Here is a 16,380-nt window from a genome sequence, read left to right on the forward strand (position 1 = left end):
CCTGCGGGGGTTCACTTTTTTTATCCCGAGGAACTATGGAAACACGTCGCGATGACCGCATTGCTCAGCTGCTACAGGCGCTGAAGCGCAGCGATAAGCTGCATCTTAAGGAAGCCGCCAACCTCCTCGGCGTCTCAGAGATGACCATTCGTCGGGATCTGAACAGCGAAAGCGCGCCCATCGTGCTGCTGGGCGGGTATATTGTGCTTGAGCCGCGTAGCGCCAGCCATTATCTGATCAGCGACCAGAAGACGCGGCTGGTGGACGAGAAACGCAAAGCCGCGCGCCTTGCGGCCACGCTGGTACAGCCGCACCAGACGCTGTTTTTTGACTGCGGAACGACCACGCCGTGGATTATCGAAGCCATCGACAGCAGCATTCCCTTTACCGCCGTGTGCTACTCCCTGAACACCTTTCTGGCGCTTCAGGAGAAACCCGAGTGCAGGGTAATCCTCTGCGGCGGCGAGTTTCACGCCAGCAACGCCATCTTCAAGCCGCTTAACCTGCAGGACACGCTCAGCAATTTATGCCCGGACATCGCGTTTTATTCTGCCGCAGGCGTGAACGTGCGCCAGGGTGCAACCTGCTTTAATCTGGAAGAGCTGCCGGTGAAGCACTGGGCGTTAAGCGCCGCGCAGTACCATGTGCTGGTGGTCGATCACAGCAAGTTTGGCAAGGTGCGTTCGGCAAGAATGGGCGAGCTGGCGCAGTTTGACGCCATCGTCAGCGATTGCCGCCCGGACGACGAGATTGTAGCCCATGCAAAGGCGCAGCAGGTGAAGTTGATGTATTAAGAGGGGTGCGGCCTGACGCCCTCACCCCGGCCCTCTCCCAAAGGGAGAGGGAGAAAACCCACAAGATTTAACTAAACCAGCTGCCAAACCACCCGTGGAATTTCATCAACACGAAATCCCACATCCGGCTAAAGAAACCGCCCTCTTCTACCGCTTCCATCACAATCAGCGGACGCTGTTCAATCGACTTGCCGTTTAGCTGGAAATCAATCGTCCCGACCACCTGGCCTTTTTTCAGCGGCGCGGTGAGCTGCGGGTCAGTCAGGGTATAGCTGGCCTTCAGGTTTTTCAGCTGGCCGCGCGGAATGGTCACGGAACCGGCCTCACCTGCCCCCAGATTCACCTCGCTCTTGTCACCAAACCAGACGCGCTGGCTGACGAACGTGGCATCCGGTTTAATCGGCGTCACGGTTTCATAGAAGCGGAAGCCCCAGGTCAGCAGTTTTTCTGATTCATTAAAGCGGATGCGGTCGGTTTTGGTGCCCAGCACCACCGAGATCAGACGCATATCGCCCTGCGTCGCGGAGGCCACCAGGTTATAGCCCGCACCGGCCGTAGTGCCGGTCTTCATTCCGTCCACGTTGACGTTGCTGCTCCACAGCAGACGGTTGCGGTTCGGCTGGCGAATTTTGTTGAAGGTAAACTCTTTCTCTTTGTGGATGGCGTATTCATCCGGCACGTCGTGGATCAGCGCTTTCCCCAGCAGCGCCATGTCGCGCGCGGTACTGAATTGTCCCGGCGCATCCAGACCGTGAACCGTTTTGAAGGTGGTGTTGGTTAAGCCGAGCTTCTGCGCATAGCCATTCATCAAACCAATGAAAGAGTCCTGGCTGCCGGCAACGTAATCGGCCAGCGCGATGCACGCATCATTTCCCGACTGAATGATTACCCCTTTATTCAGATCGGAGACGGAGACCTGATCGCCAGGCTTCAGGAACATCACCGACGAGCCGCGCAGTGCCGGGTTACCGGTCGCCCAGGCATCCTTCCCGATGGTAACCATATCGTCCAGCTTGATCTTGCCCGCTTTTAACGCCTGCCCGACGACATAGCTGGTCATGATTTTGGTCAGGCTCGCCGGATCGAGTTTCTCATCGGCATTGCCTTCCGCCAGCACTTTACCGCTGGAGTAGTCCATCAGGATCCAGGCGCGCGCGTCCACAGGCGGCGCTTCGGGCGCAGCCTGTTCAGCCGCGTAGAGCGTTGGTGCAAACAGGAAAAGGAGCGCAGAGCCTGCCGCCAGGCTGCGCAGAGAAGTCATTTTTCGCGTCATAAATGCCACCCGAGTGTCCATTCAAAAATTACGTCACATCACCGTGTCGCAAGAAGCGATGAGTAATAGCGCACTAAAACGGTTAAAGAAACCCAACGAGGGTAAAGTTATTAAAGTTTATGCAATAACATTCATTTACGCTTTGATTCAGGCGATTTTTTTGTCTTCTGTTGCGTAATTGTTAGGTTTATCTCACCATGGCGAAAAGCCGACCCGGATTCACATCTCATCAGGAGAAAATATGATTACGCTGTGGGGCAGGAACAATTCGACCAACGTTAAGAAAGTGCTCTGGACGCTGGAAGAGCTGGATTTACCGTTTAATCAAATCATGGCTGGAATGGCGTTTGGCGTGAACAAAGAGGCCGACTATCTGGCCATGAACCCGAACGGCCTGGTGCCGCTGCTGCGCGATGACGAAACAGACGCGACGCTTTGGGAGTCCAACACCATTGTGCGTTACCTCGCCGCCCAGTACGGTCTTGGCCGCCTGTGGGTTGAAAACCCGGCGCAGCGCGCCCAGGGTGAGAAGTGGATGGACTGGGCAAACCAGACGCTCTCCCCCGTTCACCGCGTGATCCTGATGGGGCTGGTGAGGACCCCTGAAGCCGAGCGCGACTACCCTGCTATTCATGCCGCGCAGGATGTCTGCGAAAACCTGTTTGCCATGATGGATGACGAACTGGCGAACCACGCCTGGTTCTCCGGTGAGGCGTTCGGCGTGGGTGATATTGCCGTTGCGCCGTTCGTGTGGAACCTGACCAACCTCGGTCTGAAGTGGACCCCGCGCCCGCACCTTGAGCGCTGGCTTAAACAGCTGAGCGATCGCCCGGCATACCGTAACGTGGTGATGATCCCGGTCACCTGATTACGCTCCGGACGGGCTGACTTTCAACAGCTGCCCGTCCGTTTCATCCGTCAGTACATACAGATACCCGTCCGGCCCGACCCGCACGTCGCGAATGCGCTGTTCCCGGTCGCCCAGGATCCGACCGTCCTCGGTGACCCTGTTGCCGTCCACGCTCAGCACGATAACGTCCTTCTCCTTCAGTGCGCCGATAAACAGCTTGTTTTTCCACTGCGGGAACACGTCGCTGTTGTAGAACGCCATGCCGCTGACCGCAGGTGACACTTTCCAGACAAACAGTGGCTTCTCGGCGCCCTCAACGTGCTCGCCTTTGGCCTCCGGGATTTTCAGCCCGCTGTAGTTGATGCCGTGCGTCGCCAGCGGCCAGCCGTAATTTTTGCCCTTCTCCGGGATGTTGATTTCATCCCCGCCGCGCGGGCCGTGCTCGTTCAGCCACAGCGTGTCGCTCCACGGGTTCATCGCCATTCCCTGCGGGTTGCGAATACCATAAGACCAGATTTCAGGCCGCGCGCCGGAGGTATTCACAAACGGGTTATCCGGCGGCACTTTGCCGTCTTCGGTGAGGCGCACCACTTTACCCTGCAGCTTGTCCAGATCCTGCGCCGTCGGGCGCTGGTTGTTCTCGCCAAGTCCGATAAAGAGATACCCTTTTCCGTCGAACACCAGTCGCCCGCCAAAATGGTTTCCGGTAGAGAGTTTTGGCATCTGGCGGAACACCACCTGAAATCCCTCGATGCGGGAAAAATCGTCGCTCAGGCGGCCATAGCCCACCGCCGTTCCGGCCTTGCCGTCCTGCCCGGCTTCGGCATAGCTCAGCCAGACGCGACGCGACTTTTCAAAATCCGGCGCCAGCACCACGTCCAGCAGTCCTCCCTGGCCGTTCGCCCACACCTTCGGCACGCCGACAATGGGATCGGAAAGCCCTTTCCCGGCCTGCCAGCGCTTGAGCTGCCCGCCCTTAAGGGTGACCAGTAAACCGTTATTGCCCGGCAGGAACGCCATCGACCACGGGTGATCGAGTCGGTTTTGCAGCACCTCAACCTTCACCGCCTCTGGCGCGGCAATAAGCGAAAACGGAATGAATAACGCAGGCAGGAAAATCAACGAGGATCGAGGCATAACGCGCTCCTTTTTCGGCATATGGCATAAAGATTAGCCATTACCTCCGGGCGCGTTACCACTTTTACAAAAGCTTAATCAGATGGGGGGAGTTGTCTCCCCCCGGGCTCAGTGCTGTGAAAGCGTCTCGTGCTTATTCAGGCACATGATGCAAAGAGAGAGCGTTGTCAGGCAGTTTTCAAGCTTCTCCGCGTTAACAGCGATAAAATTCGGGCAGTCGTGGCGTCCGTTCATCAAACATACCCCTGCAATGGAGAGCACCTCAGCGGCACGGCGCAGCGCCATTAGCTCGCATTCATCGTATTCCGCCTTCAGGGTCGGTGCTTTTTCACGCATGAAATTACACAGTTCAAACAGGTTATCACGCAGATGTTCGCTTTCGCTGACTGACATATAGCCCTTTGCCTTCCTGAGCTGCAGATAGGCGGCCAGGTCGATTCGGGCGTTGATCAGCTTGTTAAGCAGATCGCGTTTCAGTCTGTCAACGGACATGCTATTTCCTCCTCTGTCAGCCATGTTGCACATTCAGAATAAGTTCATTTTTTGTACAGTTTAATGCCTGAGATCAATTATTCTTAACCAATTAACATTATTTACAATGTTACAACCTCTACCCGGCCCATCCCGCTTGCAAAGAGTGTATAAATCCCACGCGATACGCTGTAAAATCCCGCCCTGATAACTCCATAATTGATGAATTTTTAACCTATGAGCAATGTTACGCACCAGCCGAAAATCGGCTTCGTCTCCCTGGGCTGCCCGAAAAACCTGGTGGATTCCGAACGCATCCTGACCGAACTGCGCACTGAAGGCTATGACGTGGTGCCAAGCTACGACAACGCCGATATGGTGATCGTGAACACCTGTGGCTTTATCGACAGCGCGGTACAGGAGTCACTGGAAGCCATCGGTGAAGCCCTGACCGAAAACGGCAAAGTGATCGTGACCGGCTGTCTGGGTGCGAAAGAAGACCAGATCCGCGAAGTGCACCCGAAGGTGCTGGAGATCACCGGCCCGCACAGCTACGAGCAGGTGCTGCAACATGTTCATCACTACGTGCCAAAACCCAAGCACAACCCGTTCCTGAGCCTGGTGCCGGAACAGGGCGTGAAGCTGACGCCGCGTCACTACGCTTACTTAAAAATTTCCGAAGGCTGCAACCATCGCTGCACCTTCTGCATTATCCCGTCCATGCGTGGCGATCTGGTGAGCCGTCCGATTGGCGAAGTGCTGGCGGAAGCGAAACGCCTGGCCGACGCGGGCGTGAAGGAGCTGCTGGTGATTTCCCAGGACACCTCCGCGTACGGCGTGGACGTTAAGCACCGCTCCGGGTTCCACAACGGCGAGCCGGTGAAAACCAGCATGGTGGGCCTGTGCGAGCAGCTGTCTAAACTGGGTATCTGGACGCGTCTGCACTACGTCTACCCGTACCCGCACGTTGACGACGTGATCCCGCTGATGGCGGAAGGCAAAATCCTGCCATACCTGGATATCCCGCTGCAGCACGCCAGTCCGCGTATCCTGAAGCTGATGAAGCGCCCTGGCTCGGTTGACCGCCAGCTGGCGCGCATCAAGCAGTGGCGCGAGATCTGCCCGGAATTGACCCTGCGCTCCACCTTCATCGTCGGCTTCCCGGGTGAAACCGAAGAAGATTTCCAGATGCTGCTCGACTTCCTGAAAGAAGCGCGTCTTGACCGCGTAGGCTGCTTCAAATACAGCCCGGTAGAAGGCGCAACCGCCAACGAGCTGGCGGACCAGGTGCCGGAAGAGGTGAAAGAAGAGCGCTGGAACCGCTTCATGCAGCTGCAACAGCAGATCTCTGCCGAGCGTCTGCAGGAAAAAGTGGGCCGCGAAATTATGGTCATCATCGACGAAGTGGACGAAGAAGGCGCGATTGGCCGCAGCATGGCGGACGCCCCTGAAATCGACGGCGCGGTGTACCTGAATGGCGAAACCAACGTTAAGCCGGGCGATATTATTCGCGTGAAGGTTGAAAACGCCGACGAGTATGACCTGTGGGGTAGCCGGGTTTAATCTCCTTTCCCCCTCACCCTAACCCTCTCCCCACTGGGGAGAGGGGACTGCTCGGTGCGGTTTTTCACCCTCGCCCCTTTGGGGAGAGGGCCGGGGTGAGGGGCAAGCAAAAGCCTACCCCTTAATCCTCGGATCCAGCGCGTCGCGCAGCCCGTCCCCCAGCAGATTAAACGCCAGCACGGTCAGAAAAATCGCCAGACTCGGGAAGATCGCCACGTGCGGCGCAATCACCATATCCGCCCTCGCCTCGTTCAGCATCGCGCCCCACTCCGGCGTCGGTGGCTGAGCCCCTAACCCTAAAAACGACAGGCTGGCCGCCGAGATAATCGACACCCCGATACGCATGGTGAAATAGACCACGATGGACGATACCGTGCCCGGCAGAATATGGCTAAAGAGGATGGTAGCGTCGCTTGCCCCCATGCTGCGGGCGGATTCGATAAAGGTTTGCTGTTTCAGCACCAGCGTGTTGCCGCGCACCAGGCGGGCAAAGGCCGGTATCGAAAAGACCGCGACGGCGATAATCACGTTCGCCATACCACTGCCCATGATCGCCACCACGGCAATCGCCAGCAGAATGCCGGGGAAGGCAAACAGCACGTCGCAGATGCGCATGATGATGCGGTCCCACCAGCCTTCGTAATACCCGGCGACAAGCCCCAGCACGGTCCCGATGGCCGCGCCGATCAGCACCGCGAACACTCCGGCGGCGAGAGAAATCTGCGCCCCCACCAGCACGCGGCTGAAGATATCGCGACCGAGGGAGTCCACGCCGAACCAGTGCAGCATCGAGGGGCCGTCGTTCAGACGGTCGTAGTCAAAATAGTTCTCCGCATCAAACGGCGCCACCCAGGGCGCAACGATCGCCACCGCAATCAGCAGCAGCACAAACAGCCCCGCCGCCATCGCGACCGGCTGACGGCGAAAACGCCGCCAGAATTCGGACCACGGCGTGCGGACATGCTCCGGTTTCAGCCCCGGCATCGCGCTCAAAACGGCCTGACGCCGCCAGTTCAACAATCGCATCTTACTTGTACCTGATGGCCGGGTTAATGGCGGCGTAGAGCACGTCCACCACTAAGTTGATAAGAATAAACTCCAGCGAGAAAAGCAGGACTTCCGCCTGAATCACCGGGTAGTCGCGCATCTCGACGGAATCGACCAGCAGACGTCCCAGCCCCGGCCAGTTGAAGACCTTTTCCACGACGATAGAGCCACCCAGCAGGAAGCCAAACTGCAGCCCCATCATCGTCACCACCGGGATCATCGCATTGCGGAACCCGTGCTTGAGAATGACCCACTTCTCGCTGACTCCTTTCGCCCGCGCGGTGCGAATATAATCTTCGCTAAGCACGTCCACGAACGAGGCGCGGGTAAAGCGGGCCATCACCGCCGACACGGCCGCGCCCAGCGTCATGGAAGGCAGAATATAATGCTTCCAGGTATCGGCCCCGACGGTCGGCAGCCAGCCCAGTTCAACGGAGAAGATCTGCATCAGCAGCATCCCCAGCGCGAACGCCGGGAAGGAGATGCCGGTCACCGCCAGCGCCATGCCGAGCTTGTCCGGCCAGCGGTTGCGCCAGACGGCCGCGACAATCCCGGCGCCAAGCCCAAACACCACCGCCCAGCTCATGCTGGCTATCGTTAACCAGAACGTCGGCATAAAGCGGCTGGCAATCTCCTCCGACACCGGACGGCGCGATACCATCGAGATACCAAAATCGCCCTGCAGAACGTTGCAGATATAATGGATGAACTGCATATACAGCGGCTGGTCGAGGCCAAGCTGCTTACGCACCAGGTCAATAACGGTGGCATCCGCTTCGGGCCCGGCTACCAGACGCGCCGGATCGCCCGGCAGCATATGGACAAACAGAAACACCAGCACCGCCACAATCAGCAGCGTCGGGATAAGCCCCAGCAGGCGTTTACAAACATAGTTCAGCATGAGGTTTATTTTAAATCCGCATCGTCAAAGCTAAAGCCCGTGTCCGGCATGATGTAGAACCCGGTCAACGCTTTGTTATGGGCTGACACCAGTTTCTCCACCACCAGCGGCACCCACGGCGACTCTTTCCAGATAATATCCTGCGCGTCTTTGTAGAGGCGCGCTTTCTCTTCCGGTTTGGTGGTTTTCAGGGCATCGGCCAGGTCTTTGTCCACCTGCGGATTGCTGTAAAACGCGGTGTTGAACAAGGTTGGCGGCCAGTTCTGCGAGGCAAACAGCGGCGACAGCGCCCAGTCGGCTTCACCGGTCGAGGCTGACCAGCCGGTGTAGAACATCCTCACCCCGCTCTCTTTCTGCCCTTTCCCCTCCACTTCTGCCGCACGCTGCCCGGCATCCATCGCGGTGACCTGCGCCTTAATCCCCACCTGCGCCAGCTGCTGCTGGGTAAACTGCAGCACCTTCTGGGCAGTACTGTGATTATGCGACGACCACAGCGTGGTGCTGAAACCGTTCGGGAAGCCCGCCTCTTTCAGCAGCTCGCGCGCTTTGGCCGGATCGTACGGCCACGGCTGATAGCTTTGCGCATAGGCGATAGCCGGCGGCAGCACGCCGGTCGCCGGGGTGGCATAGCCGGCAAAAGCGACCTTCACCAGCGCCTGCCGGTTAATGGCATAGTTGATGGCCTCACGCACCTTCGGATTATCGAATGGCTTTTGCGTGACGTTCATGCTGATGTAGCGCTGCATGATCGACGGGCTGGCAACCAGCTCCAGCTTGCTGTTTTTCTGCAGAATGGCGGCCTGCTCGTACGGGATCGGGAAGGCAAACTGCGCCTCGCCGGTTTGCAGCATCGCCGCGCGGGTGTTGTTGTCCACCACCGGACGCCAGGTGATAGTGTCCAGCTTCGGCAGCCCTTTCTGCCAGTATCCCGCGAATTTCTTCACCTTCACAAAATCGGTCTGGTTCCAGGTGAGCAGTTCGTAAGGACCAGTGCCAACAGGGTGGAAGCCGATCTCCTTGCCGTATTTTTTCAGCGCGGCAGGGGAAATCATCGCCGTTGCCGGATGCGCCAGAATGTTGATAAACGCCGAGAACGGCTCTTTCAGGGTGATTTTTACCGTCGCCGGGTCGACCACCTCGGTGCTGGCGATATTTTTATACAGGTTATAGCGCTTGAGGCTATTTTCCGGATTGCTGGCGCGATCGAGGTTAACCTTCACCGCCTCCGCATTGAAATCTGTCCCGTCCTGGAACTTCACGCCGGTTCTGAGCTTGATGGTATACTCCAGCCCGTCTTCGGACACGGTGTATCCCTCCGCCAGCACGTTTTTGAGCTTCATCTCTTTATCCAGGCCAAACAGGCCCTGATAGAACGATTTTGCCACCGCCTGAGAGAGCGTGTCGTTGGCGTCGTACGGATCGAGCGTGGTGAAGTTGGAGCCGACGGCGACCACCACATCTTTGGCGGCGAACGCGGGGGCAGCGGCCAGGGCTGCCGTCACGCTCGCGGCTAACAACCATCTACGCGCTACAAAAGTAACCATTGTGTTCTCCTGCCTGTTGTAAGTTATAACCGCGAAAATGCATTGTCCTGACGCGGTGGAGCCACGAAGTGGCCAGGACCGACCTCGCGCAGCGTCACGCGCTCCACGGCCTCGCCGCGTTTACGTATGTTGCTCGGCATTTCATCCTGCAGCAGCACGCGCTGGCCGTGACGGTGCGCCGGATCGGCAACCGGGACCGCCGCGATAAGCTTGCGGGTATACGGATGCTGCGGGTTTTCAAACACCGCCCTTCGCGGCCCAATCTCGACTATTTGCCCCATAAACATCACCGCCACACGGTGGCTGATGCGTTCTACCACCGCCATATCGTGCGAGATAAACAGGAAGGCAATTCCCATATCCCGCTGTAAATCCAGCAACAGGTTGATAATTTGCGCCCTAATGGAAACATCCAGCGCCGAGACGGACTCATCGGCAATCACCACCTTCGGGTTCAGCGCCAGCGCGCGGGCGATGCAGATACGCTGCCGCTGTCCGCCGGAAAACTCGTGCGGATAACGCCAGGCGTGTTCCGGCTTCAGGCCGACGCGCTCCAGCAGCCAGGCCACGCGGCGCTGTGCCGCCTCGCCGTCGAGCAGGTTATGTACCCGCAGCGGCTCCATGATCGAATAGCCCACCGTATGGCGCGGGTCGAGAGAGGCATACGGATCCTGGAAGATAAACTGAATATCCCGGCGGACTGCCTGTAATTTGTTATCTGGCAGGGTGTCGATACGTTCACCGTTAAAGGTTATCGTCCCCTCCTGCGTCTCCACGAGCCTGAGCAACGCCCGCCCGGTGGTGGATTTCCCGCAGCCGGACTCCCCCACCAGCGCCAGCGTTTCGCCCGGCCAGAGATCGAAACTGACGTTTTCCACCGCGTGCACTTCGCGCTTCACGCGGTTGAAAATTCCGCTGCGCAGCGGAAAGCGGGTCACCAGATCGCGCACTTCAAGTATCGGCTTGCCCGGCACCACGGTGTCCTGCTCGCGCTCATCCTCCTGCAGCTCAGACGCCTCGAGAGAGATCAGGGGGAAGCGGCGCGGCAAATCGCTGCCGTTCATCGCCCCCAGGCGCGGTACCGCCGCCAGCAGCGCTTTGGTATAAGGATGAACCGGCGCGTGAAAAATCTGCTCGACCGGGCCGGTTTCCACCGCGCTGCCCTTGTGCATGACCAGCACCCGATCGGCAATATCGGCGACCACGCCCATATCGTGAGTGATAAAGATCACCCCCATCTCCATCTCCTGCTGCAGCACTTTGATGAGCTGCAGGATCTGCGCCTGAATCGTCACATCCAGCGCCGTCGTCGGTTCATCGGCAATCAGCACCGCCGGACGGCAGGAGAGCGCCATGGCAATCATCACCCGCTGGCGCATGCCGCCGGAGAGCTGATGTGGGTAGCGCCCCAGAATGGCCTGCGCCTCCGGAATGCGCACCAGCTCCAGCATCCGTCGGGCCTCTTTGAGCGCTTCGTCGCCGCTCAGCCCTTGATGCAGGCGGATAGACTCTGCAATTTGCTCCCCGACCGGGAAAACCGGGTTGAGCGAGGTCATTGGCTCCTGGAAGATCATCGCGATATCCGCCCCGCGCACGCCCTGCATCTGCGCGCCGCTCAGCTCGTTTAAATCAATGACCTGACGGTTACGGCGGCGCAGGAGCATTTTCTCGCTGCCGACCTGCCCGCCCGTCTGTTCCAGCAGGCGCATCAGCGCCAGCGCGGTGACCGATTTACCGGAACCGGACTCACCAACAATCGCCAGCGTCTCGCCGCGCCTGAGCGAGAACGATAAATTCTGTACTGCGGGGATGAACTGCCGCTCTTCCTGAAACGCAATATTCAGCTGGTGGACAGCCAGCACCTCGCGGTTGTCCAGCTCTTCACTGTGCGGCACGCGCTGCCCCCTTATTCACGATAGATGCCCGTGCTCGGCTCATCACCGGCGTAACCCCAGGCGCGATACATCCCTTCGCTGTTAAACGGCAGAGCCACATTGCCCTCACGATCCACGGCAATGAGCCCGCCGACGCCGCCCAGGGCAGGCAGTTTCTCCATCACCACGCGCTCGCAGGCTTCGCTCAGGCTTAAGCCGCCGTAATCCATCAGCGCGGTGATGTCGTAGGCCGCCAGGGCGCGGATAAACACTTCCCCGGTGCCGGTACACGACACCGCCGCCGTGGCGTTATTGGCATAGCAGCCCGCGCCCGGCAGCGGGCTGTCGCCGACGCGTCCGGGCAGCTTGTTGGTCATCCCGCCCGTGGAGGTCGCCGCCGCGAGGTTTCCGGCCTTATCCAGCGCCACCGCGCCGACCGTGCCCATTTTGGTGGTTTCATCAAGCGGCGCACTATGGTCAAGCTGTGTCATGCCCGCCGTTCGGGCTTCCAGCAGCTGTTGATAGCGCTCCTCCGTGGAAAACAGATCCGGTGATACCGATTCCATGCCGTGCTCAAAGGCAAATTTCTCCGCCCCGGCGCCCGCCAGCAGAACGTGCGGGCTCTCCTCCATCACCAGTCGCGCCGCCAGCACCGGATTTCGCAGATGGCTCACGCCCGCCACGGCACCCGCCTTCAGGGTGACGCCGTCCATCACGCAGGCGTCCAGCTCGTGGGTTTCATCCCGGGTAAAGACCGAACCGATTCCAGCATTAAAGAGCGGACACTCTTCCAGCAGGCGCACCGCCTCGGTGACCACATCCAGCGCGCTCTCGCCCGCTTCCAGCATTTGCTGGCCCGTTTCCACAATGGCGTACAGCGCGTCAATGTAGCGCTTTTCCTGCTCGGGGCTGAGCTGTGCACGGGTGATTGCCCCGGCGCCACCATGAATTGCGATTACCGCATTAACCATTCGCATCACCCGTTAGCCTGATTTGCGGCTTTTTCTATAAATATCATTATCGTCGATGAAACTTCAGATGATTTTTGAATATAGAAAGACGCAACAGTGATGTAAAGCGTACACCCATCGGGTCATACAGTTAGCCGCACTTTTCTGCCATAATGAGCGCTTTCGTTGTTACTCCGCAGGAGCCCACCATGGATTTTACCGCCGGACTGATGCCGCTTGAGACGGCACTCACGCAGATGCTTGACCGCATTACTCCCCTGCACGATGTCGAAACGCTGCCGCTTGTGCACTGTTTTGGCCGCATTGCCGCGCGCGATATCGTCTCTCCGCTTAACGTACCGGGGTTCGATAACTCCGCGATGGACGGTTACGCGGTACGCATGGCGGATCTCCGGACGGGTAACGCCCTGCCGGTGGCGGGTAAAGCCTTTGCGGGTCAGCCGTTTAGCGGTGAGTGGCCTGCGGGCACCTGCGTACGCATCATGACCGGCGCGCCGGTTCCGGCTGGCTGCGACGCCGTGGTGATGCAGGAAGAGACCGAGCAGACCGACGACGGGGTGCGTTTTACCGCGAGCGTCAAAGCGGGACAGAACATCCGCCGTACCGGCGAGGACATCACCCTTGGCGCAACGGTCTTTACCGCGGGGCAGAAGCTGACGGTAGGTGAACTGCCGGTGCTGGCGTCGCTCGGCATCGCGGAAATTGACGTTGTCCGGAAAGTGCGCGTTGCCGTTTTCTCTACCGGCGACGAGCTGCAGCTTCCGGGGCAGCCGCTGCAGGACGGTCAGATTTACGATACCAACCGTCTGGCGGTGCACCTGATGCTGGAGCAGCTGGGCTGCGAGGTGATTAACCTCGGGATTATTCCAGACGATCCGGAAAAACTGCGCGCCGCGTTTATCGAGGCGGATAACGCCGCCGATGTGGTCATCAGCTCCGGCGGCGTATCGGTTGGCGAAGCGGATTACACTAAAACCCTTCTCGAAGAGCTGGGCGAAATCGCCTTCTGGAAGCTGGCGATCAAGCCGGGCAAACCGTTCGCCTTTGGCAAGCTTCCGCACAGCTGGTTCTGCGGCCTGCCGGGTAACCCGGTCTCTGCCGCGCTGACCTTCTACCAGTTGGCGATCCCGCTGCTGGCGAAGCTTTCCGGCAACAAAGCCAGCCCGCTGCCGGAACGCCTGCGCGTGCGTGCCGCCACGCGTCTGAAAAAATCACCGGGCCGTCTCGATTTCCAGCGCGGTATTCTGGCGCGCAACGCGGACGGTGAGCTTGAAGTGAGCACCACCGGACATCAGGGCTCGCACATTTTTAGCTCCTTCAGTCTGGGCAACTGCTTCATCGTGCTGGAGCGCGAACGCGGCAACGTGGAAGCCGGCGAATGGGTCGAGGTCGAGCGCTTTAACCACCTGTTCGGAGGCTGACATGACGGTGGAGCTGAGCGACCAGGAGATGATGCGCTACAATCGCCAGATCGTGCTGCGCGGGTTTGACTTTGAGGGCCAGGAAGCGCTCAAGGCAGCCAATGTGCTGGTCGTCGGTCTCGGCGGGCTGGGCTGCGCCGCCGCGCAGTACCTTGCCGCAGCGGGCGTTGGCAGGATGACGCTGCTGGATTTCGATACCGTGTCGGTGTCCAACCTGCAGCGCCAGACGCTGCACAGCGACGCGACGGTGGGCCAGCCGAAAGTGGAATCCGCCCGCACGGCGCTGGCGCGCATCAACCCTAATATTCAGTTCACCCTGATTGACACGATGCTGGATGACGACGCGCTGTCGGCGCAGATTGCGCAGCACGATCTGGTGCTGGACTGCACCGATAACGTCACCGTTCGTAACCAGCTGAACGCGGGCTGCTTTGTCCACAAAATCCCGCTGGTCTCCGGCGCGGCGATCCGCATGGAGGGGCAAATCAGCGTCTTCACGTATGCCGAAGGTGAACCCTGCTACCGCTGCCTGAGCCGCCTGTTCGGCGAGAACGCGCTAACCTGCGTCGAGGCGGGCGTGATGGCGCCGCTCGTTGGCGTAATTGGTTCGCTGCAGGCGATGGAAGCGATCAAAGTGCTGGCGCGCTACGGCACGCCTGCCGCGGGGAAAATCGTGATGTATGACGCGATGACCTGCCAGTTCCGCGAGATGAAGCTGATGCGTAACCCGGGGTGTGAGGTGTGTAGCCAGTAAAAAAGTCGGGTGGCGGCTTCGCCTTACCCGACCTACAACGGCTCGAACGTAGGCCGGGTAAGCGTCAGCGCCACCCGGCAGCCGCGTCAGATCGACGTCCGTCCAAACGCCCCCTGCCAGTCCTGCTCAAACTTCACAATCGCCGCATCCACAGCCGGAGACGTAATAAACTGCTGCGCCACGTCCAGCGGCAGCGTGATGGACTCACACCCTGCCAGCAGGCAGTCCAGCGCCTGACGCGGCGTTTTGAAGCTCGCGGCCAGCACCTTTGACTGCGGGACGTGCAGCGTCAGCAGCTGCTGCAGCTCAATCACCGTCTGGATACCATCCCCGCCCTGCGCGTCCACGCGGTTGACGTAAGGGGCCACATACTCCGCCCCCGCCAGCGCGGACAGCATTCCCTGCGCGGCACCGTACACCGCCGTACCCAGCGTCGGGATCCCTTCCGCTTTCAGCATTTTAATGGCAGCCAGCCCTTCCGCGGTCACCGGCACTTTCACCACCAGGTCGTTAATGATGGCCCGCAGCTTACGCGCGTCCTCCACCATCCCTTCGGCGGTGGTCGCCATCACCTGGGCGAACAGGCGCCCTTTACCACCCAGCGCGTCGTGCAGCGCGGGCAGCAGCTCGTCGAGCGGCGTTTTACCTGCCGCCACAATGCTTGGGTTGGTGGTCACGCCCGCCAGCGGGAAGATACGCGCCAGCTTTTTGACTGCCGCAACGTCAGATGTGTCGAGATAAAGTTCCATGATGTCACCCTCAAAATTAGCCTGCACTTACCCTATCACGACAAAACCTGCTCAAGAGTTGACCTGCATCAAGATAACTTTCATTCGAAAGTAATTTAATCTTCATATGCAAGATGAGAGGCGAAATCATGATCTTCAATATTCAGCGTTACTCTACCCACGACGGCCCCGGTATTCGAACCGTGGTGTTCCTGAAAGGCTGCTCGCTGGGCTGTCGCTGGTGCCAGAACCCGGAAAGCCGCTCCCGCAGCCGGGACGTGCTATTTGATCCGCGTCTGTGCCTGGAAGGCTGCGACCTGTGCCAGCAGGCGGCACCGGGCTGCATCGAACGCGCGCTGAACGGGCTGGTCATCCATCGCGAAAAGCTGAGTGAAGAGACGCTTAATGCACTCACCGACTGCTGCCCGACGCAGGCGCTGACCGTCTGCGGTGAAGAACAGCAGGTCGAGGAGATCATGGCGACCGTACTGCGCGATAAGCCTTTCTACGACCGCAGCGGCGGCGGCATCACCCTCTCCGGCGGCGAACCATTTATGAACCCGGAGCTGGCGCACGCCCTGTTTAAAGCCAGCCACGAACAGGGGATCCACACAGCCGTCGAAACCTGCCTTCACGTGCCGTGGCATTATATCGAGCCGTCATTACCGTACGTCGATCTGTTCCTCGCCGACCTGAAGCATGTGGATAGCGAAGTGTTTAAACAGTGGACCGACGGCTCGGCCAAACGGATCCTGGATAACCTGAAGCGCCTCGCGGCTGCCGGGAAAAAGATCACCATTCGCGTGCCGCTGATCCAGGGCTTCAACGCGGATGAAGCGTCCATTACCGCCATTACCAATTTCGCCGCCGATGAACTTGGCGTCGAGGATATTCATTTTCTGCCGTATCACACGCTGGGCATGAACAAATACAGCCTGCTCGGCCAACCCTACTCTGCCCCTGACAAACCGCTGGATAACCCTGCCCTGCTGGACTTCGCGCAGCAGTACGCCTGCCAGAAAGGGTTAACCGCGACCTTACGAGGATAAACC

15 protein-coding genes are annotated in these 16,380 nt (G+C 59.2%); 6 read left to right on the forward strand and 9 right to left on the reverse strand.

Annotation, left to right across the window (positions count from 1 at the left end; all coding sequences use genetic code 11):
• The first annotated feature begins 35 nt into the window (after positions 1–35).
• Positions 36–794 (forward strand): DNA-binding transcriptional repressor DeoR, encoded by a 759-nt coding sequence (gene deoR / locus AB8818_RS07085; RefSeq protein ID WP_163330807.1) that lies wholly within the window; start codon positions 36–38, stop codon positions 792–794.
• A 67-nt stretch (positions 795–861) separates the two neighbouring features.
• Here deoR and dacC read toward each other — a convergent pair whose 3' ends face one another.
• Positions 862–2,067, reverse strand: a complete 1,206-nt coding sequence (gene dacC / locus AB8818_RS07090) for a serine-type D-Ala-D-Ala carboxypeptidase (RefSeq protein WP_116343419.1) — start codon at positions 2,065–2,067, stop codon at positions 862–864.
• A gap of 241 nt (positions 2,068–2,308) precedes the next feature.
• On the opposite strand from dacC, the gene AB8818_RS07095 reads away from it, so the two are divergent.
• Entirely contained in the window at positions 2,309–2,935 is a 627-nt protein-coding gene (locus AB8818_RS07095) for a glutathione S-transferase family protein (RefSeq protein WP_192982926.1), read from the forward strand.
• On the opposite strand, the gene AB8818_RS07100 is transcribed toward AB8818_RS07095, so the two are convergent.
• On the reverse strand, positions 2,936–4,054 hold the full coding sequence (locus tag AB8818_RS07100) for a PQQ-dependent sugar dehydrogenase (RefSeq protein WP_163330805.1): 1,119 nt from the start codon (positions 4,052–4,054) through the stop codon (positions 2,936–2,938). It abuts the gene before it with no gap.
• Positions 4,055–4,162: 108 nt separating this feature from the next.
• Entirely contained in the window at positions 4,163–4,546 is a 384-nt protein-coding gene (gene bssR / locus AB8818_RS07105; protein WP_116343416.1) for a biofilm formation regulator BssR, read from the reverse strand.
• Between the two features lie 216 nt (positions 4,547–4,762).
• Between bssR and rimO the strand changes: the two genes are divergently transcribed.
• On the forward strand, positions 4,763–6,088 hold the full coding sequence (gene rimO / locus AB8818_RS07110) for a 30S ribosomal protein S12 methylthiotransferase RimO (RefSeq protein WP_032639113.1): 1,326 nt from the start codon (positions 4,763–4,765) through the stop codon (positions 6,086–6,088).
• A gap of 114 nt (positions 6,089–6,202) precedes the next feature.
• On the opposite strand, the gene gsiD is transcribed toward rimO, so the two are convergent.
• Genes gsiD through iaaA form a run of 5 tightly spaced genes read right to left on the reverse strand, consistent with a single transcriptional unit; the run spans position 6,203 to position 12,425 of the window.
• A complete protein-coding gene (gene gsiD, locus AB8818_RS07115; protein WP_163330804.1) occupies positions 6,203–7,114 on the reverse strand; it encodes a glutathione ABC transporter permease GsiD in 912 nt (303 codons plus the stop codon).
• Position 7,115: 1 nt separating this feature from the next.
• Entirely contained in the window at positions 7,116–8,036 is a 921-nt protein-coding gene (gene gsiC / locus AB8818_RS07120; RefSeq protein ID WP_116343413.1) for a glutathione ABC transporter permease GsiC, read from the reverse strand.
• Positions 8,037–8,041: 5 nt separating this feature from the next.
• The gene (gene gsiB, locus AB8818_RS07125) at positions 8,042–9,580 is read right to left on the reverse strand and encodes a glutathione ABC transporter substrate-binding protein GsiB (RefSeq protein ID WP_192982923.1); all 1,539 of its coding nucleotides are present in this window, start codon (positions 9,578–9,580) and stop codon (positions 8,042–8,044) included.
• A 23-nt stretch (positions 9,581–9,603) separates the two neighbouring features.
• Positions 9,604–11,475 (reverse strand): glutathione ABC transporter ATP-binding protein GsiA, encoded by a 1,872-nt coding sequence (gene gsiA, locus AB8818_RS07130; protein WP_192982920.1) that lies wholly within the window; start codon positions 11,473–11,475, stop codon positions 9,604–9,606.
• Positions 11,476–11,486: 11 nt separating this feature from the next.
• A complete protein-coding gene (gene iaaA, locus AB8818_RS07135) occupies positions 11,487–12,425 on the reverse strand; it encodes a beta-aspartyl-peptidase (protein ID WP_163330833.1) in 939 nt (312 codons plus the stop codon).
• A 188-nt stretch (positions 12,426–12,613) separates the two neighbouring features.
• On the opposite strand from iaaA, the gene moeA reads away from it, so the two are divergent.
• Positions 12,614–13,846 carry a molybdopterin molybdotransferase MoeA gene (gene moeA / locus AB8818_RS07140; protein WP_192982917.1) on the forward strand — a complete coding sequence of 411 codons (1,233 nt, stop codon included), beginning with the start codon at positions 12,614–12,616 and terminating at the stop codon, positions 13,844–13,846.
• Between the two features lies 1 nt (position 13,847).
• Positions 13,848–14,600 (forward strand): molybdopterin-synthase adenylyltransferase MoeB, encoded by a 753-nt coding sequence (gene moeB, locus AB8818_RS07145; RefSeq protein ID WP_163330800.1) that lies wholly within the window; start codon positions 13,848–13,850, stop codon positions 14,598–14,600.
• Between the two features lie 86 nt (positions 14,601–14,686).
• Here the strand turns inward: moeB and fsa are convergent, their stop codons facing one another.
• Positions 14,687–15,349: a fructose-6-phosphate aldolase gene (gene fsa, locus AB8818_RS07150; RefSeq protein ID WP_192982915.1), complete on the reverse strand. Its 663-nt coding sequence runs from the start codon at positions 15,347–15,349 to the stop codon at positions 14,687–14,689.
• A gap of 128 nt (positions 15,350–15,477) precedes the next feature.
• Between fsa and AB8818_RS07155 the strand changes: the two genes are divergently transcribed.
• On the forward strand, positions 15,478–16,377 hold the full coding sequence (locus tag AB8818_RS07155) for a glycyl-radical enzyme activating protein (protein WP_192982912.1): 900 nt from the start codon (positions 15,478–15,480) through the stop codon (positions 16,375–16,377).
• Positions 16,378–16,380: the final 3 nt, after the last annotated feature.

This window comes from Enterobacter sp. KB-280D8 (genome assembly GCF_041399405.1).
GTDB classification, from domain to species: Bacteria; Pseudomonadota; Gammaproteobacteria; order Enterobacterales; family Enterobacteriaceae; genus Enterobacter; species Enterobacter cloacae_N.

What these genes read in the sequence shown, in the direction of transcription:
- AB8818_RS07155 (WP_192982912.1), top strand. Translation starts at nt 15,478, where the DNA reads ATGATCTTCAATATTCAGCGTTACTCTACCCACGACGGCCCCGGTATT.
- iaaA (WP_163330833.1), bottom strand. Translation starts at nt 12,425, where the DNA reads ATGGTTAATGCGGTAATCGCAATTCATGGTGGCGCCGGGGCAATCACC.
- fsa (WP_192982915.1), bottom strand. Translation starts at nt 15,349, where the DNA reads ATGGAACTTTATCTCGACACATCTGACGTTGCGGCAGTCAAAAAGCTG.
- rimO (WP_032639113.1), top strand. Translation starts at nt 4,763, where the DNA reads ATGAGCAATGTTACGCACCAGCCGAAAATCGGCTTCGTCTCCCTGGGC.
- moeA (WP_192982917.1), top strand. Translation starts at nt 12,614, where the DNA reads ATGGATTTTACCGCCGGACTGATGCCGCTTGAGACGGCACTCACGCAG.
- moeB (WP_163330800.1), top strand. Translation starts at nt 13,848, where the DNA reads ATGACGGTGGAGCTGAGCGACCAGGAGATGATGCGCTACAATCGCCAG.
- gsiC (WP_116343413.1), bottom strand. Translation starts at nt 8,036, where the DNA reads ATGCTGAACTATGTTTGTAAACGCCTGCTGGGGCTTATCCCGACGCTG.
- AB8818_RS07100 (WP_163330805.1), bottom strand. Translation starts at nt 4,054, where the DNA reads ATGCCTCGATCCTCGTTGATTTTCCTGCCTGCGTTATTCATTCCGTTT.
- dacC (WP_116343419.1), bottom strand. Translation starts at nt 2,067, where the DNA reads ATGACGCGAAAAATGACTTCTCTGCGCAGCCTGGCGGCAGGCTCTGCG.
- deoR (WP_163330807.1), top strand. Translation starts at nt 36, where the DNA reads ATGGAAACACGTCGCGATGACCGCATTGCTCAGCTGCTACAGGCGCTG.
- bssR (WP_116343416.1), bottom strand. Translation starts at nt 4,546, where the DNA reads ATGTCCGTTGACAGACTGAAACGCGATCTGCTTAACAAGCTGATCAAC.
- gsiD (WP_163330804.1), bottom strand. Translation starts at nt 7,114, where the DNA reads ATGCGATTGTTGAACTGGCGGCGTCAGGCCGTTTTGAGCGCGATGCCG.
- AB8818_RS07095 (WP_192982926.1), top strand. Translation starts at nt 2,309, where the DNA reads ATGATTACGCTGTGGGGCAGGAACAATTCGACCAACGTTAAGAAAGTG.
- gsiB (WP_192982923.1), bottom strand. Translation starts at nt 9,580, where the DNA reads ATGGTTACTTTTGTAGCGCGTAGATGGTTGTTAGCCGCGAGCGTGACG.